Origin of the sequence: Novacetimonas pomaceti (assembly GCF_003207955.1) — a bacterium.
Taxonomy (GTDB): Bacteria; Pseudomonadota; Alphaproteobacteria; order Acetobacterales; family Acetobacteraceae; genus Novacetimonas; species Novacetimonas pomaceti.
The window spans coordinates 1-22,706 of the sequence record NZ_NOXG01000005.1 but is presented as its reverse complement, the minus strand read 5'-3'; the positions used below and the strand labels follow the sequence as shown (position 1 = coordinate 22,706).

Genomic DNA, 22,706 nt, shown 5'->3' with positions numbered 1-22,706 from the left:
AATTCCTGGTTGAACGACATCGCAGCCGTCACGTCCCTCGTCGCGCGACGACACCCATGCCGGTAGGGAAAGACAGGCAGGAACCCGCCGCTGGCAGGCCCCTTCCCTGTCGCAATCAGCTCGCGGGCGTCAGTTCCGCCGCGCGGGCCTTGTCTTCTTCCGCCTTGCGGGCATCTTCCTCGGCCTGCATGGCCTTGGCCTTCTGCTCCACCAGCTCGACGATATGATCGACCATGTCGCCAGCCGGCATCGTATGGTCCTGGCGACCTGCGGAATAGACCATGTGGCGTCCCGCGCCACCCCCGGTCACGCCAAGGTCGGTCATCAGGGCCTCCCCCGGTCCATTGACCACGCAGCCGATGATCGACAGCGTCAGGGGCGTCTTGATATGCGCGAGGCGGTCTTCCAGCGTCTGGACGGTCTGGATCACGTTGAATCCCTGACGCGCGCAGGACGGGCAGGAAATGATCTTCACGCCACGATGGCGCAGGCCCAGCGACTTGAGGATATCCCACCCGACCAGCACTTCTTCCTCAGGCTCCGCCGAAAGGGAGACGCGCATGGTATCGCCCACGCCGGCCCACAGCAGGTTGCCCAGGCCAATCGACGACTTGACGGTCCCCGCGCGCTTGCTGCCGGCTTCGGTGATGCCGATATGCAGCGGGTGGTCGCACACGTCGGCAAGCTGCTGGTAGGCGGCGACGGCAAGGAAGACGTCCGAGGCCTTCACGCTGATCTTGAATTCATGGAAATCGTGATCTTCAAGGATCTTGGCATGTTCCAGCGCGCTTTCGACCAGCGCGTCGGGGTTGGGTTCGCCGTATTTTTCCAGAAGGTGTTTTTCCAGCGACCCGGCATTCACGCCGATACGGATGGAACAGTTGTAATCCTTTGCCGCGTTGACCACGTCGCGCACGCGTTCGGCGCTGCCGATGTTGCCCGGATTGATGCGCAGGCAGGCCGCCCCCGCCTTTGCCGCCTCGATGGCGCGCTTGTAGTGGAAATGGATGTCCGCGACGATGGGAACGTTCACTTCGCGCACGATTTCCGCCAGCGCGGTGGTGCTTTCCTCGTCCGGGCAGGACACGCGCACGATATCGACGCCCGCCAGTTCGGCGCGACGGATCTGCGCGATCGTGGCTTCCGCGTCCGTGGTAAGGGTGTTGGTCATGGTCTGCACCGAAATCGGCGCGTCTCCGCCCACCGGAACCTTGCCCACGTGGATCTGCCGCGACTTGCGACGTTCGATATGCTGATATGGACGATAGCTGCTCATTCTCTGCCCTCCATGCGAGGCGGGGACGCACATCCCGACCTGTCGTGTGTTGCCGCGACAGGCCGCGATGAAGTCCTGTTTTCAGATCCGGCGACGGATATGTATGTCGTTTTCACGCCATGCCTTTGCCGACCATATTACTCCGCTTTGTCGGTTTGTGGGAGTGGGGGAAGCGTATTATTCCCCGTGGCCGGTGTATTGGCTGGCGGTAATGGTGGCATCGGGGCCGATGTCGCGGCGGCGGGCGCCGCGGGCGCGGGCCGTGGCGTCGGGGATGCCTGGGTGATGTTGCCGCTGCTGATGGCCTGCGCATCAAGGATGATGTTGCGCCGCACCTCGCCATTGCGGCCCAGCGGCGGGGAGGTCACGCCATTCGCGCTCAGCGTCAGGCCGCCCGCATTGCCGACCGTCAGGACAAGGTCATGGCTGTCCGCCGGGACCTGCCATGTCTCCCCACTGCCCAGGGTATGGTCATAGATGACCCCCCCGCCCTGCTTGCGCACCTGCACCCATGTCGGTGCCGAGGCATTGAGCGTGATCTGGTTGGCCGGCGTGGCCGGGGACTGGTCACCACCTTCAGGCGTTCCGGCATCCTGATGCGCGGCAAGCGCGCTCTTGTCCTCGCCCATTTTCTCCACCGGACCGGAAACGGGCTTGGGCTGGGGCGCGTCGGCAGGCGGCCCGGACGGGGCGAGTGCGGTGATGCTGTTCTGTTCCTGCTGCGGCAGGGGCTGCGGCGGGTTGGGCGGCAGTTCCCCCGGCGCGGGCAGGACGGAGGCGATCTGCGGTGACGCGGTGCCCTGCGTGGAAATGCCGGGCAGATCCGTGCGGGTATTGATGACGGGGCGGTCGGACGAGGCCGTCAGCCGGTACCATCCCACGTACGCGCCGACCAGGATGACGATCCCGCTGAGCAGGATCACGCCAAGGGGCAGGCTTTTTTCAGGAAGCGGCACCGGGAACGACAGTTCCGGCTTGCGGTCGAAGGCCCCGCGGGTTTCCATCTTGAACCGCTGGATCAGCGTTTCGGGCGGCAGGCCCAGCGCCTTGGCATAGGTCCGCAGGAAGCCGATGGCATAGGCACTTCCGGGAAGTCCCTGCGGGCGTCCCTCCTCCAGCGCCTCCAGATACGGCAGGCGGATCCGCAGCCATGACGCGACGTCCGGCAGGCTCCAGCCCAGCTGTTCGCGTCGGGTGCGCAGTTCCTGTCCCACGTTAAGGGGAATTTCACTGGCGGCCACCGGCGTGGCCGCGTCACCGGCGTTGGGGGTTTTCTGGCGAAACATCCGCGTGCCCTCGCTCATTCGCGGTGCATCCTGTCTTCCTGCCGGATCAGGGCATCGACGGCCTGATTGACCAGTTCGTCAATAATCTCGCGCACCGACTGTTCGCTGCTGATCATGCCCACCGACTGCCCCGCCATGACCGAACCGTTTTCGACGTCGCCATCGATGACGGCGCGACGCAGGGAACCTGCCCAGAAATGTTCGATGTCCAGCTGCGCCTCCTCCTTCGTCAGCTCCCCGGACTGGAAACGTCTGAGGGTTTCCGCCTGATGGCGCAGGAAGCGCCGGCTGCCCTCGTTGAACAGGCCCCGGACGGGAATGACCGGGAAACGTTCATCCAGCTGGACCGAGGTGACGGCGTCGCGGGCATTGGCGCGGATGAAGGCCTTCTTGAAACGTTCATGCGCGATACTGTCGGTGGAGGCCGCGAAACGGGTGCCCAGCTGCGCGCCGGCAGCGCCCTGTTCCAGATAGGACACGATGGCGTCGCCCCGGCCGAGGCCACCCGCCACGAAAACGGGAATGTCGCGAATGAACGGCAGGACCTCCTGCGCCAGCACGGTCAGGGAAACGGGGCCGACATGCCCGCCGGCTTCCGATCCCTCGATCACCAGCGCGTCCACCCCCATGCGCACAAGGCGCTTGGCCAGGACGAAGGCGGGGGCGAAGGCGATGACCTTTGCCCCCCCGTCCTTGATGGCGCGGATCACGGGGCCGGACGGGATGCCACCCGCCAGGACCACATGCCCGACGCCCGCGTCGAGGCAGACCCGCACGAGGTTGTCAAGCTGCGGATGCATGGTGATCAGGTTCACGCCGAAGGGACGGCGCGTCAGCGCCTGCGTCGCGGCGATTTCTGCCGCCAGCCGCGCGGGTTCCATCGCGCCGCAGGCCAGCACGCCAAAGCCCCCGGCATTGGAAATGGCGGAAACCAGATGGCGTTCGCTGATCCATGACATGGCGCCGCCCAGGATGGCGACCTCCGTGCCAAGAAAGCGGGTGCCCGCGGCCCAGAGGCGGTCGAGATGCGCGCGCGCCGCCTGGCGACGGGGATCGGTGGAGGTGGGCGCGGTGGGATCGGTATGGTTCATTTCAGGCAGCATCGAGGCCATAGGCGGCATGAAGGGCGCGGACCGCCAGTTCCGTATATTCGGCCGCGATCAGGACCGACACCTTGATTTCGCTTGTGGAAATGACCTGGACGTTGATGTTGCGTTCCGACAGGGTGCGGAACATCGTGTTCGCGACCCCGGTGTGCGAGCGCATGCCAACGCCCACCACGCTGATTTTCACCACATCATCGTCGGTGGCAAGCTCGCCATAATGGATGACGTCGCGTGCCTCCTCCAGTGCCCTGGTGGCCCGGGCGAAATCGGTCTTGCCCACGGTGAACGTGATGTTCGTCATGCCGTCGTCGCCCGTGCTCTGGACGATCATGTCCACGTTCACGTTCGCTTCCGTCAGCGGCCCGAAGACGGCGGCGGCGATACCGGGGCGATCCGGAACCCGTCGCACCGAAATCTTTGCCTCGTCACGGGAATAGGCAATCCCGGCCACCAGTTCCTTTTCCACGATTTCGTCCTCATCCACGACTATTGAACCGGGCAGGTGCCCTTCCGATGGCGCCGGGCCATCCGTAAAACTGGAAAGAACCTGCACGCGGACCCGCTTTTTCATCGCCAGTTCCACGCTGCGGGTCTGCAGGACCTTCGCACCGACGGACGCAAGTTCAAGCATCTCCTCATAGGTGATTTTATCGAGCTTGCGTGCTTTGGCAACGATGCGCGGATCAGTCGTGTAGATTCCATCCACATCGGTATAGATATCGCATCTGTCCGCATGCAGCGCCGCCGCCAGCGCCACGGCGGAGGTATCGGATCCCCCCCGCCCCAGCGTCGTGATGCGGCCGGCCGGGTCGATGCCCTGGAATCCCGCGATCACCGGGACCTGCCCCGCCGCCATCGAGGCGATCAGTGCCTGCCCGTCGATCGATTCGATACGGGCCTTGCCATGCGCGTCATCGGTAAGGAGCGGGATCTGCCATCCAAGCCATGAACGCGCATTGATGCCCAGCGCCTGCAGCGCGATCGCCAGCAGCCCGCTGGTGACCTGTTCCCCGGTGGAGACGACCGAATCATATTCGCGCGGGTCATGTAGCGCGGAAAGCTCCTCGCAATAGCCCACAAGCAGGTTGGTCACCCCGGACATGGCCGACACGACGACCGCGACCTCGCACCCGGCGTCGACCTGTTTGCGAACCTTTTCCGCAACGGCGCGAATTCGTTCCAGGTTGGCCACGGATGTGCCACCGAATTTCATAACGATCCGCGGTACGGTAGTGGACATTGCAACAAGGTCTCCGCTGTGGGTCAGGATTCGTGCATCCGGGCCATTATCACAGATGGGCGGTCCGGGGCATTGCGGTTATATGCAAGCCGCGTCACATACATCCCCCCCGCCTCTGCGTCCAGCACGAGACAGCCACAGGAAAGGCGTTGCGCCATGCAGCTTCACGATTCGTCAGCCCCGGGGCCGGGTTCGGTCTCCCCGTCCGAGATCGCGCGTTTCAGCGAACTGGCTGACCGGTGGTGGGATCCGGCGGGTCCGATGCGCCCCCTGCACGCCATGAATGAACTGCGTATCGGATGGTCGCTGGCCCACCTTCCCCCGCCCCTTGACGGGCATGGGGTGGCGCGCAGGCTGCTGGATATCGGCTGTGGCGCCGGCCTTGCGAGCGAGGCGTTCGCCCGGGCCGGATTTGACGTGACGGGGCTGGATGCATCCAGTGCCGCGATTACCGCAGGCCGGCAGCACCTGCGCCACCATCCCCTGCCCGAAGGGAGCGGACCGCTGTCCTACCGTTGCGGCAGCGCGGAGGACCTGTGTGCCGAAGGCGCACGGTTCGACGTGATTTCCGCGCTGGAAGTCATCGAGCATGTCACTGATCCGGCTGCATTTTTGCAGATGCTGGCGACAATGCTGAATCCGGGTGGCACGATCATCGTTTCGACCATGAACCGCACCCTGCGTTCGCTGGCGATGGCCAAGATCGGGGCGGAATACGTCCTGCGCCTGCTGCCGGTCGGCACCCATGAATGGCGCAAATTCATCACGCCGTCCGAACTGGGCGGATACGCGGTGCATGCGGGACTGCGGATCGCCGATATCGCAGGCATGGTGCCCGGCCTTGGCGGATGGCGCGAAAGCCGCGACCTCGGCGTCAATTACATCGCGCAGCTTGTCCGCGACTGACCACCGGAGGGTTTCGGCGCATCCGGCTTCCCGCCTGAACGGAGGGAAGCCGGTCGCGGGGTCAGATCGTATTGAGGAAGGCGAAGGTGGTGGGGCTGCCGACAGGAGTGAAATTCCATGTAAACTGCAGCTCACCTGTTGCCGCGTTGACACGGAACGACGTGACGGAATCGCTGCGCTGGTTGGCGCAGAACAGGAACGACCCCGTGGGGTCGAACATCATCGAACGTCCGTAATCCGCATGCATCCAGATTTCGTCGACCAGGTTGAGCGTCCCGTCGTCATTGACGTGGAAACTGGCCAGCGAATCACCCAGGCGGTTGGAGACATAAAGATACCGTCCATTGGGCGACAGCAGGATGCCCGCCGCAAGGCTGCTGCCGCGGAAATGCGGGGTGACGGTGCTTACGGTCTGCTGCGGGACGATTTCACCCGTCTGGGCATTGAAGGTGGCCGCAACCACCTTTGAATCCTGTTCGCCCAGGATGTAGATCATGGTCCCCTTCTCGTTGAAGGCGAAATGACGGGGGGCGGAACCGGGGGTCATGTTGATGAATGGCGCCTTTGCGGCCGGGATCAGGCGTCCCGTATGCAGGTCCAGCGTCCAGACATAGACGCGATCCAGTCCGGCATCGCACGCCAGCACGAATCGCCCGCTGGGGTCGGATGCGACCATGTGCACGTGGGATCCGGAATGGTCGCTGACCGCGAAATTGCCCGGCGGATTGTCGCTGGCACGATCAGGCATCCGCGGACCGGTGTTCTTGACCACGTCGGTAGGATCGCCCAGTCCCCCGTCGGGACGGATGGGCAGGATGCCGACGCTGCCGCCCATGTAATTGGCGACCATGACATACTTGCCCGAATGATGGATGCTCAGATGGGCGGGAACGGCCCCGCCGGAACGCATGACATTGATCTTGGTCAGCTCACCGCTCTTGCGGTTGACCGAAAACGCGGTCACGCACCCTTCGTGATTGGCATTGAAATCGTCAATTTCGCTCAGTGCGTAAAGATAGCGCGAATCCTGCGAAATGACGAGGAAGGAAGGGCTGGCGATATCGACATAGGTCATCAGTGGCGACAGGCTGCCATTGTCGGTGTTCATTTCGAACACTGAAATCCCCTGACCGTTGCCGCTGCCACCCGGCGGGCCATGCTGCGTATATCCGCCGATGTAACAGATGGTCCGCGAATGTGGCGGCTGCGGCAGTTCGGCGGCCGCCCTGCGTGACAGGGCTGGCGTCCCTGCCATGGCCAGTCCCGCGATAACGGCACGACGGGTAAGATTGGACTTCATCGAATTTTAAATATCCCCAGCACAGGTTTTGAAAACGGCCCGTTCAGGGCAGGCGGCATTCCGGCCCGATCCTGCCGGTAAAGCGGGTCCAGGTTTCCGTTTCACCAAACAGCGGAACCGCCACGAACCCCCGTAGTTTCAGCGCGCCCGATGATGAAACCCAGATTCGCGCGTGATAGACGTGACCGCTGTCGGGATCAAGGATATGGCCGTTCCAGTGTCCGGCATCCTGCGGGTCGGGGGTGAAGCCGGTCAGCATCCGCAGCCCGCATTCCGAATGTCCGGCATGATCCTTTGGAACGTCCTTCGTGTAACTCAGTCCCACCAGGTCGCCGCAGATTTCGGAGCCACATTTCATGATCCGGAAAACGCCGTCATGATCCTTGGTTTCCCACTCCCCCAGAATTTCCGCCGCGTCCGACGATGGCGCGGCGTCAGCGGACGGGATCGCGCGGGCCAGCCCTGCCACCAGCGCCAGCGCCAGTAGCGCCCGCCCGGCAATGGCGGACATCGCGCGCGCCGTGATGCGCCTGACGGTGTGGGACTGACCGAGCTGTCCGGTCAGTCCTGTCGTTTCGCACATGAATCCCTCCCCTTGGTCGTGCGCCGCGTAACATGCCTGGATACGAAGCAAGAGCGTTCCCCGTCTCAGCTGTCGGCAGGTCTGACCCAGGGGATGGCCAGTACCTCTACCCCTTCGTCGTCCAGCATTTCACGTTCATCTTCGGTCATGGTGCCATAAATTCCCGCAGGCTGCGTTTCCCCACGATGCATTTTCAGCGCCTCCTGCGCAAACCGCTCCCCAGCATTCACGCAATGCTCTTCGATGACACCGCGTATTTTTTGCAACAGAGCCATCGCCGCGTCGGGTAATGACCCATCGTCACCATGGGGCGTCGCGGCCATCGCGGGGGCCGCGACAGGCGTTGCATCCCTGCCCGTGCGACGGATGGCGGGCGCCATCAGGGCACGGGTGACTTTCGCGCCGCCACATTGCGGACATGACAGCAATCCCAGTTCAGCCTGACGCTCAAAGCTGGTGCTGTCTGGAAACCATCCTTCGAATTCATGCTCTCCCTCGCATCGCAGGCGGTAGAGAATCATGTGATTTTTTCCCTGTCCGAAGCGGCGTGCTCAGCCAGCACCCAGCAGTGGGTCAAGTTTTCCCGCACGGTCGAGTGCCATTATGTCATCACATCCACCGATGAATTTTCCATCCACGAAAACCTGCGGCATCGTCGTATGTCCCCCCGAACGCTCGACTGCCGTCCTGCGGGCCTGCGTGCCGTGCAGGGCCGTTATTTCCTCGAACGGAACGCCTTTTGATTGCAGAAGCCGGACGGCGCGCACGCAATAGGGGCAGCCAGGCTGGGTATATATCTCGATTTCAGGCATGGGAAGCTTTCAGCTGAGGGATCAATCCCGTGTCTACAACAGGTTGAGGGCATAATGCCATGTCGCGCCGGTGGGGGGTAATGAAACCGTATGCGTCATGGATGCCCCTCCCCCGATGGGCAGACCCGGGCGGCGCACAGCACGTCAATGCGTGCGGCGCCACAGGCGCGTAGTACCCTGACGCAGGTGCCAAGCGTGCTGCCCGTGGTCATGACATCGTCCACCATGACGACATGTTTTCCCTGCACCCTGGATGCCCTGCGTGTGCGAAGGGTGATCGCCCCGGCCAGGACCTCCTGCCGTTCGGCACGGCTCAGTCGTCCCAGCGGGCGGGTATGGCGAATCCTGCGCAGGGCGTCCGGCCAGTGCGAGCAGCCCCCCATGCGCGCCAGTTCATGGGCAAGAAGCGCGGACTGGTTGTAGCGTCGCCTGAACAGCCGCCAGCGATGCAGCGGAACAGGCACCAGAATGACGTCCGGGCCCAGCATGTCGCGGCCGGCCTGATACATGTAACGCGCCAGAAGTGCCGCGTTTTCGGTCCGGTCCCCATATTTGAGGCCAAGGATCAGGCGGCGCGACCCTTCGTCATAAACCAGCGGCGCCCGTCCTTCGTCCCATGGCGGGGGATCATGCAGGCATCCGGCGCAAAGCCTGTCCGTTCCGGCCGCGGCTTCGGATGTGAAAGGCACGCCGCATTTCCGGCACGATGGATGGCCGATCAGGTGAAGACTGCCAAAGCAGTCGGGACAGACATGTCCGGGCTGTTCCACCTCGACACCACAGGACAGGCAATGTGGCGGCAGGATCAGGTCCAGCGCCGCACGGCCGGCATTGCGCAGGTGTGGCATGAGGAAGCCGGGGACACGGGACATGAGGGACCGGACGTTCACGTGATGGTGTTCTTGGCAGATGATAGCGGATGGCCCACATCAATGTCATGGAAACGCCGGTAATTTTTGATCGCCATGTCGTACGACTGCACCGCGATCGCGCATCCGCAGGGATGGAGCGCGTGCGACCGATTCTGGACGCCGCGGCGGAGCGGCTTGTGGACCGGCTGGACGATACGACCCATCGGTTTTCGCATGCGCTCGATATCGGCGGCCGTGGCGTTGTCGCCCCGTTGCTTCATGCGCGCGGGATGGAGGTTATCTCCACCGATATCTCCCCCGTGCTGTGTGCCAGCGAAAGCGGCCCGAATGCCTGCCCGAGTGTCTGCATGGACGAGGAATGGCTGCCGTTTGGCACGGGAACGTTCGATCTGGTCGTCGCCAACCTGTCGCTGCACTGGGTCAATGACCTGCCGGGAACGCTGGCGCAGATCCGCGATATCCTGCGGCCGGACGGGCTGTTCCTGGCGTCCATGCCAATCCTGCCGACCCTTGCGGAACTGCGGCAGGCATTGACGGCCGCGGAACATGACCTTCTGGGCGGGGCATCGGTGCGCGTGTCGCCATTTCCCGGCCTGCGCGATTGCGCGGCATTGTTGCAGCGTGCCGGATTCGCATTGCCTGTTGCCGATTCGGACGTCCTTGATCTGGCCTACCGTTCGCCATTCGCCCTGCTGCGGGACCTGCGCGACGCGGGCGAGACCAATGCGCTGGCCCGGCGGCATCGTGCCTGTCCGCCCGCCAGCCTGTTTCCCGCCGCGCTGGCGCGCCTGCCGCGTGATGAAAATGGCAACGTGGTAATGCCATTGCACATGGCGATCATGACCGGGTGGGCGCCGGCGGAAACCCAGCCCCGTCCCCTTCGCCCCGGACAGTTTACGACCCCGCTGGAGGACGCCCTGCGCCACGGGGAGTAACGGGAACCTAGCCGCCGGTCACGCTCATGTGCCGTGCGATGCGCGCAGGGTCGTCGGCGGGACGGTCGAGCATGAAATCATGCCCTTTGGGCTTGCGCCTGATCGCGGACTGGACCAGCCGGATGATCCCCTCATCATCCATCCCGGCACGCAGGGGGCCGCGCAGGTCGCTTGCCCCCTCATGCCCCAGGCAGGAGTAAAGCTGGCCCGTGCAGGACAGGCGCACCCGGTTGCAGCTTTCGCAGAAATTATGGCTCATGGGCGTGATGAAGCCGATTTTCTGCCCCGTTTCGGCCACGCGTGCGTACCGGGCCGGGCCGCCAGTGCGATAGGTCAGCGGTTCCAGCGTCCAGCGACGCTGAAGGTCGGCGCGCACGCGATCAAGGGGCAGATAGCGGTTCTGCCGGTCATCGCCGGTTTCGCCCATCGGCATGGTCTCGATCAGGCAGAGATCCGCCCCGATCTGTCCGCACCATGCAAGCATGTCATCGAATTCGTCGTCATTCAGGCCCGCCATGGCGACGGTGTTGATGCGGATTTTCAGGCCAGCCTTTCGCGCGGCGCGAATGCCGTCGAGCGTCTTTTCCAGTTTCCCGCGTCGCGTGATGGTCCGGAAACGCTCCGGATCCAGTGAATCCATGCTTACATTGATGCGTCGCACCCCGGCCGCGTAAAGCGGTTCGGCGAATTCACCAAGCCGGCTGCCATTGGTCGTCAATGTCAGTTCATCGAGATGGGCTTCATCGCGTGGACGTTTCAGCCATTCCCCCATCGCCGCGAAGAAGGACATGACATCGCGACGGACCAGGGGCTCCCCCCCCGTTATGCGCAGTCGCCGCACGCCATTATGGATAAACGCCCCGCAGATGCGTTCCAGTTCGTCAAAGGACAGGATTTCGGGCTTGGGCAGGAAGGTCATTTCCTCCGCCATGCAGTACAGGCACCGCATGTCGCATCGATCCGTGACCGAGGCACGCAGGTAGGTGACTGCCCGGCCAAAGGAATCCAGAAAAGGACGATTCATGAGGCGTTCCAATCAGTCCAGCACCGTCAGTTGCACGACCATGGCGTCAAAGGCGACTTTTCCGGCATGGGGGAACATGACCACCACCCGGCGTCCCGTGGCGGACTGCACCTGTCCCCTGCCCCATTCCGGATGGTCGGGGTGGGAAACATACTGGCCCGGTACCAGGAATGAGCAGAAAGGTGAGGATGCCGTCATGAGGTGGATAAACCCGATCGGAACTTGGGGTACCATATTGGACCAATTTGGGCCTTTTAAACCCGTTGACGGCAGGTTCAATCAAAAAACGCCCCCGTCATGTCGGGATGACAGCGCGAAACCGGGCTGCCGCGTCTGTCAATGCCGGGTGTCTGCCCCCTGAAAGTCAGGCGCGTCCACCCCTGAGTCCGCCAGTTGGGCCGCAAGTTCGGCCTGCAGCCGCGCCAGTCCCGTTCGGGTGCCGCTTTCGATACGCGCCACCAGCATTGCCTGCGTGTTGGAGGCACGCAACAGCCACCAGCCGTCATCGGTGGTGACGCGGACACCATCAATCAGCGACACGCGCGCCCCGCTTTCGCGCAGGCGCGCCGCGACTTCAGCGACGACATCGAATTTGCGCGTGTCGGCGCAGTCAAAGCGCAGTTCCGGCGTGCTGAACATATGCGGCAGCGCGCGGCGCACATTCGAAAGCGGACCGGACAGGCGCGCGACGATGCCAAGCAGGCGAACCGCCGCATACAGCGCATCGTCAAAACCATACCATCTGTCGGCAAAGAAGATATGGCCGGACATTTCCCCCGCCAGCACGGCGCCGGTTTCAGTCATCTTCGCCTTGATGAGGGAATGGCCCGATCCCCACATCACGGAATGGCCGCCCGCCTGATCCACGGCGTCAAAAAGAACCTGGCTGGCCTTTACATCGGCAATGACCGTAGCCCCTGCGTGATCGCGCAGGACATCACGCGCCAGCACCGCCAGAAGCTGATCGGCCCACAGGACCTGTCCGGTATTGTCGACGACGCCGATCCGGTCCGCATCCCCGTCAAAGGCGATGCCAAGGTCGGCATTCTCCGCTTTTACAGCCGCGATCAGCTGCTGCAGGTTCCCGATAATGGTGGGGTCGGGATGATGGGCGGGAAAATGCCCGTCAATTTCACCATTGAGGACAATATGAACGCCCGGCAGTTTCCGGACCAGCAGCGACAGGGCCTCCCCCGCCGCGCCATGGCCGTTATCCCAGACAACGCGAAGCTGCCGTTCGCCCCCGTCCCAGTCCTGCAGAAGGCGTTCGACATAGCGGGGCGCGATGTCAACCGTCCGGACGCTGCCTGTCGCCTGCGCCACCACGTCGCCTGTTTCGGACAGGTGGCCCAGCTCGCTGATCTGCCCGCCAAAAAAAGGCCTGTTGGCGAGCATCATCTTGAAACCATTATAATCCGGCGGATTATGGCTTCCGGTGACCATGATCGCGCCATCGGCCTTCAGCATCGTCGAGGCGAAATACAGCATCGGCGTGGGACCGCGACCCATGCGGATCACGTCCATCCCCGAGGCCCGCGCCCCCTTTACCACCGCGGCCTCAAGGACGGGCGAGGACAGTCGTCCATCATACCCGACCACGAGGGTGGTGCCGCCATTTCTGGCGATGATGCTGCCAAAGGTGCGTCCGATGGCATAAGCGTCCTCTGTCGTCAGGGTCTTCCCGACAACCCCGCGGATGTCATATTCGCGCAGGCTTGTCGGGTCGAAGCGATGACAGAACGCCATGACGCAGGATTATTTACCCTGATAGGACTTGAGGAACGCGCGCACGTCGTCCGCCAGATCCTCGCGCGCCAGCGAGAACGCGATCTGCGCTTCGAGGAAGCCGATCTTGTTGCCGCAGTCAAAGCGACGGCCTTCGTAGCGGTAGCCGTGGAACGGCACGTGGCCGATCATCTTCGCCATGGCGTCGGTCAGCTGCACTTCACCGCCCGCGCCCTTTTCGAGCTTGGCGAGATGGGGCAGCACGTCAGCCGTCAGGATGTAGCGGCCGATGATCGACAGGTTGGACGGGGCGTCTTCGGGCTTCGGCTTTTCAACCAGTCCCTTGACCTCCACCAGCCTGCCATCGTCGTGGCCAACGTCGAGAATGCCGTACTGGTCGGTCTTTTCGCGCGGCACCTCGCTGACGGCCACGACGTTGCCGCCCGTGCGGTTATAGACGTCGACCAGCTGCTTGAGGCAGGAGGTCTTGCTCTGCACCACGTCGTCAGGCAGCAGGATGGCGAACGGGTCGTTGCCGATGAAGCTGCGGGCGCACCAGATGGCATGGCCAAGGCCAAGCGGTTCCTGCTGACGGACGGAGGTCATCGATCCCGGCGTGACGCGGGTCGGTTCCAGGGCCTTCAGCGCGGACGTCTTGTGACGGGCCTTCAGCGTGGTTTCGAGCTCAAATGCAATGTCGAAATAATCAATCAGCGAATCCTTGCCACGGCTGGACACGAGGCAGAATTCCTCGATGCCGGCTTCGCGGGCTTCGTCAATCGCGTACTGGATCAGCGGCCTGTCGACGACCGGCAGCATCTCCTTGGGGACCGATTTCGTTGCTGGCAAGAAACGTGTTCCCATTCCAGCAACAGGAAGGACGGCTTTTTTCAAGGGTTTGATCACAAAATTCACCTTAATTTATAAATAACCTCGGACTTCCCATTCCCTGCCCTCCTGAATTCCAGAACAAATCGGCAATAACGGGCCTCAGGGATGTCGCGCCATCCGCATCTTTAAAACGCGGATTCCTGCAACAACATGACCTAAATCAACCAGTTTGGTCTAGAATGCAATCACACCCTTCCAGGACACGATTTGTAACGCGTCCGGGACGGTTTCCCGCGCCTGATGTGTCATCCCTGTCGTGCGGCATGACATGGTGGGCAGTCGCGCGGCATCGTTAAGGCTTAAGGCCATGATGAACCCGAGATTGTGCCAATTTTATGGCGGCGAACGCGCCGGACGCAGAAGGCACGAATCATGACGGACGCGCGACGACAGGCATGGAACGCGATGTCCGCCTGTCCATGTCTGTTTCATGATTTTATTGTCGGGAAATAATGGTGCGGCCAAGAAGACTCGAACTTCCACGGGGTTTCCCCCACAAGCACCTCAAGCTTGCGCGTCTACCATTCCGCCATGGCCGCATACATTTCCTCGGTTATCGGCTAAGCGATACCGAAGCGATGAAGGCCGTATAACCGATGGGAGACGAACGGGCAATGACTGAAAACAATATTTTATGGGAAATCTCGCGCCGGAAGGTCCCCTATCCGGATGCGCTGGCGCGGATGGAACATGACGCGCGCGCCATCCGCGCGGGGGAGCAGGCGGAACATGTCTGGCTGCTTGAACATCCCCCCACCTATACGGCCGGGACCTCCGCAAGGCCGGAAGATCTGTTCAACCCGTCGGGATACCCGACATGGCCCGCCGGTCGCGGGGGGCAGTGGACCTATCACGGTCCGGGCCAGCGCGTGTGTTACGTCATGCTGGACCTGACCCGCCCGCACGGTCCGGTGCCCGCCCGCGACGTGCGCGCCTATGTCCACGCGCTGGAGGAATGGCTGATCGCAACGTTGCGCCGTTTTGACGTGACAGGCGAACGCCGGGAGGGACGCGTGGGCGTCTGGGTGGTGGATCCGGTGACCGGGGCGGAGGAGAAAATCGCGGCGATCGGGGTGCGGGTCTCACGCTGGGTCAGCTGGCACGGAGTCGCGATCAATGTCGACCCTGACCTGTCGGATTTCGGGGGAATCGTGCCGTGCGGCATCCGCGAACACGGCGTGACCAGCCTTCGCAAACTGGGTCACGAAGTATCCATGGCGGATGTGGACCGAGCCCTGCGTGAAAGCTGGAGCGAATGCTTCGGGAGCGTGCCGGTGGAGCGGGAATATCTCGAGGCGTGATCCCCACGGCGGGGGCACCTTTGCGATATCCCCCGCCCTGTCCCCCGCCCGACCTATTTCGTGGTGCTGAGGGAAAACAGGTCGTCGGGCCACGCCGGTCCGGCATGCACGTCATCGAGGTCGAGGCGGATATGCTGGCGTTCGACATCGGTCATCTCGATCGCGATCAGGCTCAGCGTGCCTGCGATGTCGGAAAAACCGAGGGTCAGCAGCCCCTGCGACGGACTGTCGGAGCGCGCCATGGAAAGCTGGAGGCTGTTGGCCCCATGCTGGACGGAAGTGACGACGATCTGTCCATCCAGATGCACCGGCTGCTGCAGCAGCAGGCCCAGCGGCTGGTGGCCCAGCGACATGCGCGTCACGGAATCGCGCCTTGGGTCGATAAAGACAAGATGGCCGTTCGCCGCCGTCAGCTTCATCGCCGCCGGCGTCGCGTAATCGAGGCGCAGCCTGCCGGGATCGTAGTACAGCCTGCCATCCCCCTTCCCGCCATCGGGCCATGTCTGGACAAAATGCGCCCCCAGGCCGTGCGTGTCGTTGAGATAGTGTTCGACGCGCGTGATTTCGTCCTTCTGGCTCAGCGTTGCCTTGTCCGGCACGGCCTGGCACGCCGCGAGCATCATCAGGAGGCCGCCGGCCATCAGGCGGCGGACATGGAACGGGAATGCCGGCTTCATTGTATCGCCATCCGCGCATGTTCCGCCGGGGTGCGCAACGTCAGTGACAGGGCATGCATGCCACCCGCGAATTCCGCGGCCAGCAGTTCATGCACAAGGCGGGAGCGCTGCACCCGGTTCATGTCGGAAAACGCATCGCTGATCACGAGTACATTATAGTGACTTTCTCCCGCCTGCACGCCGTTGTCGCGTATCCCGACATGATGGGCGTGGCGCGCGCTGTCGTCGTGGACCCGCAGTTCCACGGGGGAGAGATGGTCACGAAGGCATGTCTCGATTCGGGCGGCGCGTCCCGCGATCCGGTCTGTCATTGGCTTCTCCCTTTGGTCCATGGCAACACATCGCACATCTTCGCTCTTGCACGAAGCATGAACGGACGCACATAACGGGAATGATGAAGAGAAGGAATACACGCCCCAGGGCCTTTGACCCCGACCCGGATGCGCCGGCGCGCTGCTGTGACATGGCCGGCTGCACCGAGGCCGCGGGCTATCGCGCCCCGCGCTCGCGCGATGCGCTGAACCAGTATTTCTGGTTCTGCCTGGAGCATGTGCGCGAGTACAACGCGCGCTGGGATTATTACAAGGGGATGTCACCCGGACAGATCGAGGCGCATATCCGGGCAGACGTGTCGTGGAACCGGCCTTCATGGCGGCTGGGGCAGGCCAATGGCGCCCGCGCCTTTGACGAGGAGGAACTGCTTGATCCGCTCGAACTCCTCAAGAACAGTGCGCGCGCCCGCGCGAAACGCGCACGCGAACGTGACGTGCGCCATGCCGCGCCGGATGAGCTGAAATATCCGCTCAGCGTTCTTGACCTCGGGTGGCCCATTTCCATGGAAGAGCTCAAGACGCGCTACAAGGCGCTTGCCCGGCAGCATCATCCAGATGCCAACGGCGGCGACCGCGCGGCGGAGGAACGGCTGAAGGGGATCAATGTTGCCTATACGGCCATACGCGCCCATCTCGTCGCGATGCCGAGGGATGATTTCGCCCGTTCGGCCTAGATTTAGGCGGTGGCTGATTACGTGTGCCCTTCCTATACTCCCGCGCAGGCTTTCCAGTTGTGCCGGGCGCGCGGCGTATGATGGCGGAGGCACCAGAATATGACGGATACGATATCGATGAATGAACTCGCAGAGCTGACGACCGTGAATGTCAATGCGGAGGGAGAACCGCTTCCGTCGATTTCCGCCATTTCCGCGCCAGATCGAAAGGTATCGGCGCGTGAGGTTTTCGGGATCGACAGCGACATGGAAATCCCCGCATTTTCGGTCCGCACGGATCATGTGCCGGAAATCGATCCGACCTATCAGTTCGATCACGACACCACGCTTGCCATCCTTGCCGGCTTTGCGTTCAACCGTCGCGTCATGGTCCAGGGATATCACGGCACGGGCAAGTCGTCGCATATCGAACAGGTCGCGGCCCGCCTGAACTGGCCCAGCGTGCGCATCAACCTCGACAGTCATATTTCGCGCATCGACCTGATCGGCAAGGATGCGATCGTCCTGAAGGACGGCAAGCAGATCACGGAATTCCGCGAAGGGCTGCTACCGTGGGGGCTGCAGAATCCCTGCGCGCTGGTCTTTGACGAATATGACGCGGGACGGCCGGATGTCATGTTCGTCATCCAGCGCGTGCTGGAGGTCGAAGGCCATCTGACCCTGCTGGACCAGAACCGGGTGATCCGTCCCAACCCGTTCTTTCGCCTGTTCGCGACGGCCAATACCGTGGGACTTGGCGATACCACCGGGCTGTATCACGGCACGCAGCAGATCAACCAGGGACAGATGGATCGCTGGAACATCGTCACGACCCTCAACTACCTGCCCCACGCGCAGGAAAGCGCCATCGTCATGGCCAAGATGGGGATCGACCCGAAAAAGGACGCGGCAGGACGCAAGCGGGTCGAGACGATGGTGGCCCTTGCCGATCTGACGCGTTCCGGGTTCATCGCGGGCGACATCTCCACCGTCATGTCGCCGCGCACGGTCATCAGCTGGGCCGAGAATTATCGTATTTTCAATGATCTGGCCTTTGCCTTCCGCCTGACCTTCCTCAACAAGTGTGACGAGGCGGAACGCCCGACGGTGGCGGAATATTACCAGCGCTGCTTCAATGCCGATCCCATGCCGGCGCGGACGCGATAAGGCGGCGCGGTACGATCATGCAGCAGGGATGTGATGGACGGCATGCGTGAAAAGACCTCCCCTTCCCGCTCTGCCGAGCGTTCGGCGGAACGGGCCGCGCGGGCCGAACGTTTCAAGCGCGCGACCGTCGGGGCCGTTCGCGCCGTGGGCGGGAATGCCGCGACCGAGGTAATGTTCCTCAACGGGCCTGTTCCGCCCGGTGTCTCCGTCGTGGGGACGCAGGTGCGCCTGCCGCAGCCCGCCCCCGGTATGTCGGATGAGGATATGGCGCGTCTGCGTGGCGTGGCCGACGCGGCGGCGCTGCGTGTGCGCCACCATGACGAAGCCGTGCATGCCACCATCCAGCCCGAAGCTGGCGAAGCCCGCGACATTTACGATGCGCTGGAACAGGCGCGCGTCGAAAGTGTCGGCGCGCGGCACATGGCGGGAATGGCCGCCAACCTGCAGGCCCGTCTGGCGCAGGAATGCCGCGACATGGGGCTGGATGACGCGCATGCGGGACGCCAGATTCCCACGCCGCTTGCCTTCGGGCTGCTGGCGCGGGCGCACATGACGGGCCAGCCTGTCCCCGCCCCTGTGAAAGACATCATGCGCAGGTGGGAGGACGCGCTTCCGGCCCCGGTGCGTGACGCGCTGGCCGCAATGGTCGCCCGACAGGACAGCCAGGTGGATTTTGCCCGCGCCGCCCGCCAGCTGCTGGTCGCATGCGATCTGATCGAGCAGGAAACCGATCCGCAGGCCGAGGACGACGAAGGCTCCGCCTCGGCGCAGTCGGATGAAAATGATCCTTCCGACACGCCGGAGGAACCTGATCCGCAGGAGCAGGACAGCCTGGTGGAGGAAGAGGATCCGGGCCTTCAGATGCAGATGTCGCAGGGCACCGGCACGGGAGAGGACGATCAGGATAACGGCGATCAGGGTGGCGCTGCCTCGGGATCGGAAGAGGCAGGCGGCCCCGCGCAGGATGGCGACGAGGCACCGGACGACGGGCAGCCGGCGTATCATGCCTATACCACCGCCTATGACGAGGAAGTCGGGGCGGAAGATCTGTGTGATGCGGAGGAACTGTTCCGCCTGCGCCAGACGCTGGACCAGCAGCTGGTCAGCATGCAGGGTGTGGTGTCAAAGCTTGCCAACCGGCTGCAGCGCCGCCTGATGGCCCAGCAGACGCGGGCGTGGGAATTCGACCTTGAGGAAGGCATCCTTGACGCGGGCCGCCTGTCGCGGGTCGTGGTCAATCCCATGCTGTCGCTGTCCTACAAACATGAACGCGACACCGATTTCCGCGACACGGTGGTCACGCTGCTGATCGACAATTCCGGGTCGATGCGGGGGCGTCCCATTTCCGTCGCGGCGATGTGCGGCGATATCCTGGCGCGGACGCTGGAACGCTGCGCGGTGAAGGTGGAGGTCCTTGGCTTTACCACCCGCGCATGGAAGGGCGGGCGCAGCCGCGAGCAGTGGGTCACCGCGGGCAAGCCCGCCAATCCGGGGCGCCTGAATGACCTGCGGCATATTGTCTATAAGGCCGCCGATATGCCCTGGCGGCGTGCGCGCCGGAATCTGGGCCTTATGCTGCGCGAAGGGCTGCTGAAGGAAAATATCGATGGCGAGGCCCTGTTATGGGCACAGCGGCGCCTGCGCGCGCGGTCGGAAAGCCGTAAGATCCTGATGGTGATTTCCGATGGCGCCCCGGTCGATGACAGCACCCTGTCGGTCAATCCCGGATCCTATCTGGAGACCCACCTGCGGGAAGTCATCTCCCAGATTGAAACGCGCAGCCCCATCGAACTGCTGGCCATCGGGATCGGTCATGACGTGACGCGCTATTACCGTCGCGCCGTCACCATTACCGACCCCGAGGAGCTGGGCGGCACGATGATGCAGAAACTCTCCGAACTGTTCACGGAAGAAAAATCGAAGGGGCGCGGCTAGGGGCCGGCCCCTTCCCTCTGGCCCTACGCCTGTTTTTCCCGCGCAAGGCGTTCATCCGCAAGGTCCAGAAGCTTCGCCAGCATGCGATCGACGTCCGCCTCCACGGTGCGGTGGTTGACGATCGCGGCCCGAACGGCCTTCCTGCCGGATATGACGGTGGTCGAAGGCGCGGCGACGCCGCTTTCATGCAGGTCCTTGACGATCTCGCTGTTGAAGTGGTCAAGATCGTCCACGGGGGCAAGGACCCGGAAACACACGATATTCAGCGTGACCGGCGCCAGCAGTTCGGTGCGCGGGTTTTCTTCCACCCGTCGGGCAAGGTGGCGCGCGATGGCGCAGCACCGCGCGACCATTTCGCCCATCTGTTCCGTGCCATAGGTGCCAAGCGTCATCCATACTTTCAACGCACGGAAACCACGTGACAGGTCGGGTCCCAGGTCGCAGAACCACGGACCATTGGTCGCAAGGCCACGATCCTCCCGCGCGAGATAGCTGCGCGACTGGGCAAACGCCGCCGCCTGCAGGCCGGGATCGCGCACCAGGATGCAGCCCGCGTCGTACTGGACCTGTGCCCATTTGTGAAAATCGAACGCGATGCTGTCGGCCCGTTCCATGCCCCGGACCATCGGGCGCAGTTCCGGCGACAGGGCCGCCAGCGCGCCAAAGGCCCCGTCGACGTGAAACCATATCTTTTCCCGCGCGGCGATATCGGCCAGATGGTCCAGATCATCGATCGCCCCCGTATCGACGGTGCCGGCGGTGCCAATGATCATGAAGGGTTCGTATCCGGCCGCCCGGTCACGCGCGATGGCCTTTTCCAGTTCCGGCAGGATCATGCGGTTGTTGTGATCCACCGGAATGATCCGAAGGGAATCGGACCCCAGCCCCGTCAGGTCAAACGCGCGGGAGATGCAGCCATGCGCGCTGGAGGCGGCGTATCCCGTCAGGCGCCGGGTCCCCACCCCGGCATGGCGCATGGACAGGCCATCGGGCACCGCGCGGCTGGCGGTGATGACGGCAATCATGTTGGCCATGGACGATCCCGTGACCAGCAGGCCGGAACAGTCGGTGGGAAAGCCGAAGATCTGCGCGGCCCAGCGAATGACCTCGCGCTCGACCTCGATGGGGGCGTGGTCGCGGCCGCCACAGTTTGCGTTCAGTCCGCCAGACAGCAGTTCCGCCAGCATCCCGATGGCGGTGCCCCCGCCATGGACCCACCCCATGAATCCCGGATGAACGTTGCCGGTGGCATAAGGGACCACCAGTTTCTGGAAACGTTCATACAGTTCCTCCGGCGCGCTGGGGGCGACCGGCAGTCCGGTGCGCAGTTCCTGCCGCAGTTCGGGTGGCATGGGCCGCCAGACCGGCTCTTCGCGCAGATGGCTCAGGTGGTCGATCATGTCGTCCAGCATCCGGTGCCCCAGATGACGCAGCGCGTCCCAGTTGTCGGGATCCAGTCCAGTCATGATGCGTTCGTCCACCCTGATTTATGTAATGGTATGTCGGATAAGTCATACGGCATGAAACCGCATGTGTCATAACCCCCCTGCGTTCCAACGGCGAGAGGCAAAACGCGGCGTCAGGGCGTCATGCCTTTGTGGGGTCATGTCTGGTGCGCGATGTCGCGGGCCTTGGCGTCCTGGGCATGGCGCGCGTAACGGCGGGCAAGGGTTGCGCATACGAAAAGCTGGAGCTGGTGATAGATCATCAGCGGCAGCACGATGATCCCCACCATCGGCCCGGCGAACAGGACATTTGCCATCGGCACCCCGGATGCCAGGGTCTTTTTCGACCCGCAGAACACGATGGCGACCTCGTCACGGCGGGAAAAGCCGAGAAGCCGGCTGCCAAAGGTCGTCAGCACGAGCACGAGGAAAAGCAGGAGGCTGTCCGCCAGCAGGATATAGCCGATCTGCAGGGGCGGCACGCGATGCCACAGCCCCTGGGTCACTGCCTCGCTGAAGGCGGTATAGACGACGATCAGGATCGAGCCCCGGTCACTCAGCGATACGAGCTGCCTGTAGCGGTGGACCCATGGCCCGATCCATGGCTGGGCCATCTGCCCCAGCATGAACGGCAGCAGCAGCTGCAGCATGATGGAAGTGACGCCCCCCTGTGTCGCCGCGGAGTGATGGACGACCAGCCCGGTCAGGATGGGGGTGATGAAGATGCCCAGAATGTTGGACATGGTGGCCGAACAGATGGCGGCCGCGACATTCCCCTGTCCGATCGAGGTGAAGGCGATCGAGGACTGGACCGTGGACGGAAGGCAGCACAGGAACAGCAGGCCGGTCCATGTATCGGTGCTCAGGACCCGGGGAAAGAGGGCATGCAATCCTGTCCCGATCACGGGGAAGACCACGAAGGTGCAGGTCAGTATCGCCAGATGGATGCGCCAGTTGATCATGCCCTCAATGATCGCGCGGCGCGACAGGCGCGCGCCCTGAAAGAAGAACATCAGGCCGATGACAAAGACCGCCAGGTCCTGAAAAAATTTTACCCCATTGCCCGTACAGGGAAAAACGGTAGCAATGATGATCGTGACAATCAGACAGAGCAGGAACGTGTCGATCTTGCGAAACATGGACGCGGAAATCTCACAGAAGGGTTGTACATCGGGTTAGATTATGAAAAAGTCTGTTTTGCACAAAAGAAATTTTCGTAAGCTATAAGAAAACCCGATGC

Annotated in this window: 23 protein-coding genes and 1 tRNA gene; 6 read left to right on the top strand and 18 right to left on the bottom strand. The window is 63.1% G+C overall.

Translation table 11 applies throughout. The annotated features are described in order from the left end of the window. Positions 1 to 115: 115 nt before the first annotated feature. The 4 genes from ispG to CFR71_RS06975 form a co-directional block, all read right to left on the bottom strand. Positions 116 to 1,276 carry a flavodoxin-dependent (E)-4-hydroxy-3-methylbut-2-enyl-diphosphate synthase gene (ispG, locus tag CFR71_RS06990; RefSeq protein ID WP_110529187.1) on the bottom strand — a complete coding sequence of 387 codons (1,161 nt, stop codon included), beginning with the start codon at positions 1,274 to 1,276 and terminating at the stop codon, positions 116 to 118. A gap of 137 nt (positions 1,277 to 1,413) precedes the next feature. Next, positions 1,414 to 2,580 (bottom strand): helix-turn-helix domain-containing protein, encoded by a 1,167-nt coding sequence (locus CFR71_RS06985; RefSeq protein ID WP_110529184.1) that lies wholly within the window; start codon positions 2,578 to 2,580, stop codon positions 1,414 to 1,416. Beyond that, a complete protein-coding gene (locus CFR71_RS06980; RefSeq protein WP_110529542.1) occupies positions 2,577 to 3,665 on the bottom strand; it encodes an NAD(P)H-dependent flavin oxidoreductase in 1,089 nt (362 codons plus the stop codon). The genes CFR71_RS06985 and CFR71_RS06980 overlap by 4 nt, the downstream gene beginning before the upstream one ends. Continuing rightward, positions 3,655 to 4,908 (bottom strand): aspartate kinase, encoded by a 1,254-nt coding sequence (locus CFR71_RS06975; RefSeq protein WP_110529182.1) that lies wholly within the window; start codon positions 4,906 to 4,908, stop codon positions 3,655 to 3,657. The genes CFR71_RS06980 and CFR71_RS06975 overlap by 11 nt, the downstream gene beginning before the upstream one ends. A gap of 156 nt (positions 4,909 to 5,064) precedes the next feature. Here CFR71_RS06975 and ubiG point away from each other — a divergent pair, with 156 nt between their 5' ends. Continuing rightward, positions 5,065 to 5,814 (top strand): bifunctional 2-polyprenyl-6-hydroxyphenol methylase/3-demethylubiquinol 3-O-methyltransferase UbiG, encoded by a 750-nt coding sequence (gene ubiG / locus CFR71_RS06970; protein ID WP_110529179.1) that lies wholly within the window; start codon positions 5,065 to 5,067, stop codon positions 5,812 to 5,814. A 61-nt stretch (positions 5,815 to 5,875) separates the two neighbouring features. On the opposite strand, the gene CFR71_RS06965 is transcribed toward ubiG, so the two are convergent. From CFR71_RS06965 to CFR71_RS06945, 5 genes are all read right to left on the bottom strand, one after another. Then, positions 5,876 to 7,114, bottom strand: coding sequence for a lactonase family protein (locus tag CFR71_RS06965; RefSeq protein ID WP_110529176.1), 1,239 nt, complete (start codon positions 7,112 to 7,114; stop codon positions 5,876 to 5,878). 43 nt (positions 7,115 to 7,157) lie between these two features. Then, positions 7,158 to 7,697: a DUF2147 domain-containing protein gene (locus CFR71_RS06960; RefSeq protein WP_165832049.1), complete on the bottom strand. Its 540-nt coding sequence runs from the start codon at positions 7,695 to 7,697 to the stop codon at positions 7,158 to 7,160. A gap of 65 nt (positions 7,698 to 7,762) precedes the next feature. After that, positions 7,763 to 8,218 carry a DUF1178 family protein gene (locus CFR71_RS06955; protein ID WP_110529174.1) on the bottom strand — a complete coding sequence of 152 codons (456 nt, stop codon included), beginning with the start codon at positions 8,216 to 8,218 and terminating at the stop codon, positions 7,763 to 7,765. A 30-nt stretch (positions 8,219 to 8,248) separates the two neighbouring features. Further along, positions 8,249 to 8,509, bottom strand: coding sequence for a glutaredoxin 3 (gene grxC, locus CFR71_RS06950; RefSeq protein WP_110529171.1), 261 nt, complete (start codon positions 8,507 to 8,509; stop codon positions 8,249 to 8,251). Between the two features lie 95 nt (positions 8,510 to 8,604). Then, positions 8,605 to 9,381, bottom strand: a complete 777-nt coding sequence (locus tag CFR71_RS06945) for a ComF family protein (protein ID WP_239020297.1) — start codon at positions 9,379 to 9,381, stop codon at positions 8,605 to 8,607. A gap of 47 nt (positions 9,382 to 9,428) precedes the next feature. On the opposite strand from CFR71_RS06945, the gene CFR71_RS06940 reads away from it, so the two are divergent. Beyond that, positions 9,429 to 10,316: a methyltransferase domain-containing protein gene (locus CFR71_RS06940; RefSeq protein WP_110529164.1), complete on the top strand. Its 888-nt coding sequence runs from the start codon at positions 9,429 to 9,431 to the stop codon at positions 10,314 to 10,316. 7 nt (positions 10,317 to 10,323) lie between these two features. On the opposite strand, the gene moaA is transcribed toward CFR71_RS06940, so the two are convergent. The 5 genes from moaA to CFR71_RS06915 form a co-directional block, all read right to left on the bottom strand. Further along, complete coding sequence (moaA, locus tag CFR71_RS06935; RefSeq protein ID WP_110529536.1) at positions 10,324 to 11,340, bottom strand: GTP 3',8-cyclase MoaA; 1,017 nt, start codon at positions 11,338 to 11,340, stop codon at positions 10,324 to 10,326. Positions 11,341 to 11,352: 12 nt separating this feature from the next. Beyond that, positions 11,353 to 11,538, bottom strand: coding sequence for a DUF3553 domain-containing protein (locus tag CFR71_RS06930; RefSeq protein WP_110529161.1), 186 nt, complete (start codon positions 11,536 to 11,538; stop codon positions 11,353 to 11,355). Between the two features lie 138 nt (positions 11,539 to 11,676). After that, the gene (pgmG, locus tag CFR71_RS06925; protein ID WP_110529158.1) at positions 11,677 to 13,086 is read right to left on the bottom strand and encodes a phosphoglucomutase/phosphomannomutase PgmG; all 1,410 of its coding nucleotides are present in this window, start codon (positions 13,084 to 13,086) and stop codon (positions 11,677 to 11,679) included. 9 nt (positions 13,087 to 13,095) lie between these two features. Continuing rightward, positions 13,096 to 13,971, bottom strand: a complete 876-nt coding sequence (gene galU, locus CFR71_RS06920; protein ID WP_110529530.1) for a UTP--glucose-1-phosphate uridylyltransferase GalU — start codon at positions 13,969 to 13,971, stop codon at positions 13,096 to 13,098. 438 nt (positions 13,972 to 14,409) lie between these two features. Next, a tRNA-Leu gene (locus CFR71_RS06915) sits at positions 14,410 to 14,495 on the bottom strand. Positions 14,496 to 14,552: 57 nt separating this feature from the next. On the opposite strand from CFR71_RS06915, the gene lipB reads away from it, so the two are divergent. Next, positions 14,553 to 15,257, top strand: coding sequence for a lipoyl(octanoyl) transferase LipB (lipB, locus tag CFR71_RS06910; RefSeq protein ID WP_110529155.1), 705 nt, complete (start codon positions 14,553 to 14,555; stop codon positions 15,255 to 15,257). Between the two features lie 53 nt (positions 15,258 to 15,310). Here lipB and CFR71_RS06905 read toward each other — a convergent pair whose 3' ends face one another. After that, positions 15,311 to 15,934, bottom strand: a complete 624-nt coding sequence (locus CFR71_RS06905; RefSeq protein WP_110529152.1) for a LolA family protein — start codon at positions 15,932 to 15,934, stop codon at positions 15,311 to 15,313. Further along, complete coding sequence (locus CFR71_RS06900; protein ID WP_206057905.1) at positions 15,931 to 16,245, bottom strand: BolA family protein; 315 nt, start codon at positions 16,243 to 16,245, stop codon at positions 15,931 to 15,933. The genes CFR71_RS06905 and CFR71_RS06900 overlap by 4 nt, the downstream gene beginning before the upstream one ends. 80 nt (positions 16,246 to 16,325) lie before the next feature. Here CFR71_RS06900 and CFR71_RS06895 point away from each other — a divergent pair, with 80 nt between their 5' ends. From CFR71_RS06895 to cobT, 3 genes are all read left to right on the top strand, one after another. Further along, positions 16,326 to 16,940: a J domain-containing protein gene (locus CFR71_RS06895; protein ID WP_110529146.1), complete on the top strand. Its 615-nt coding sequence runs from the start codon at positions 16,326 to 16,328 to the stop codon at positions 16,938 to 16,940. A gap of 117 nt (positions 16,941 to 17,057) precedes the next feature. Beyond that, positions 17,058 to 18,086, top strand: coding sequence for a cobaltochelatase subunit CobS (gene cobS, locus CFR71_RS06890; RefSeq protein ID WP_110529527.1), 1,029 nt, complete (start codon positions 17,058 to 17,060; stop codon positions 18,084 to 18,086). A gap of 42 nt (positions 18,087 to 18,128) precedes the next feature. After that, complete coding sequence (cobT, locus tag CFR71_RS06885; protein WP_110529520.1) at positions 18,129 to 20,021, top strand: cobaltochelatase subunit CobT; 1,893 nt, start codon at positions 18,129 to 18,131, stop codon at positions 20,019 to 20,021. A gap of 23 nt (positions 20,022 to 20,044) precedes the next feature. Here the strand turns inward: cobT and CFR71_RS06880 are convergent, their stop codons facing one another. After that, on the bottom strand, positions 20,045 to 21,487 hold the full coding sequence (locus tag CFR71_RS06880; RefSeq protein WP_110529523.1) for a pyridoxal phosphate-dependent decarboxylase family protein: 1,443 nt from the start codon (positions 21,485 to 21,487) through the stop codon (positions 20,045 to 20,047). Between the two features lie 137 nt (positions 21,488 to 21,624). After that, entirely contained in the window at positions 21,625 to 22,605 is a 981-nt protein-coding gene (locus CFR71_RS06875; protein WP_110529143.1) for a bile acid:sodium symporter family protein, read from the bottom strand. Positions 22,606 to 22,706: the final 101 nt, after the last annotated feature.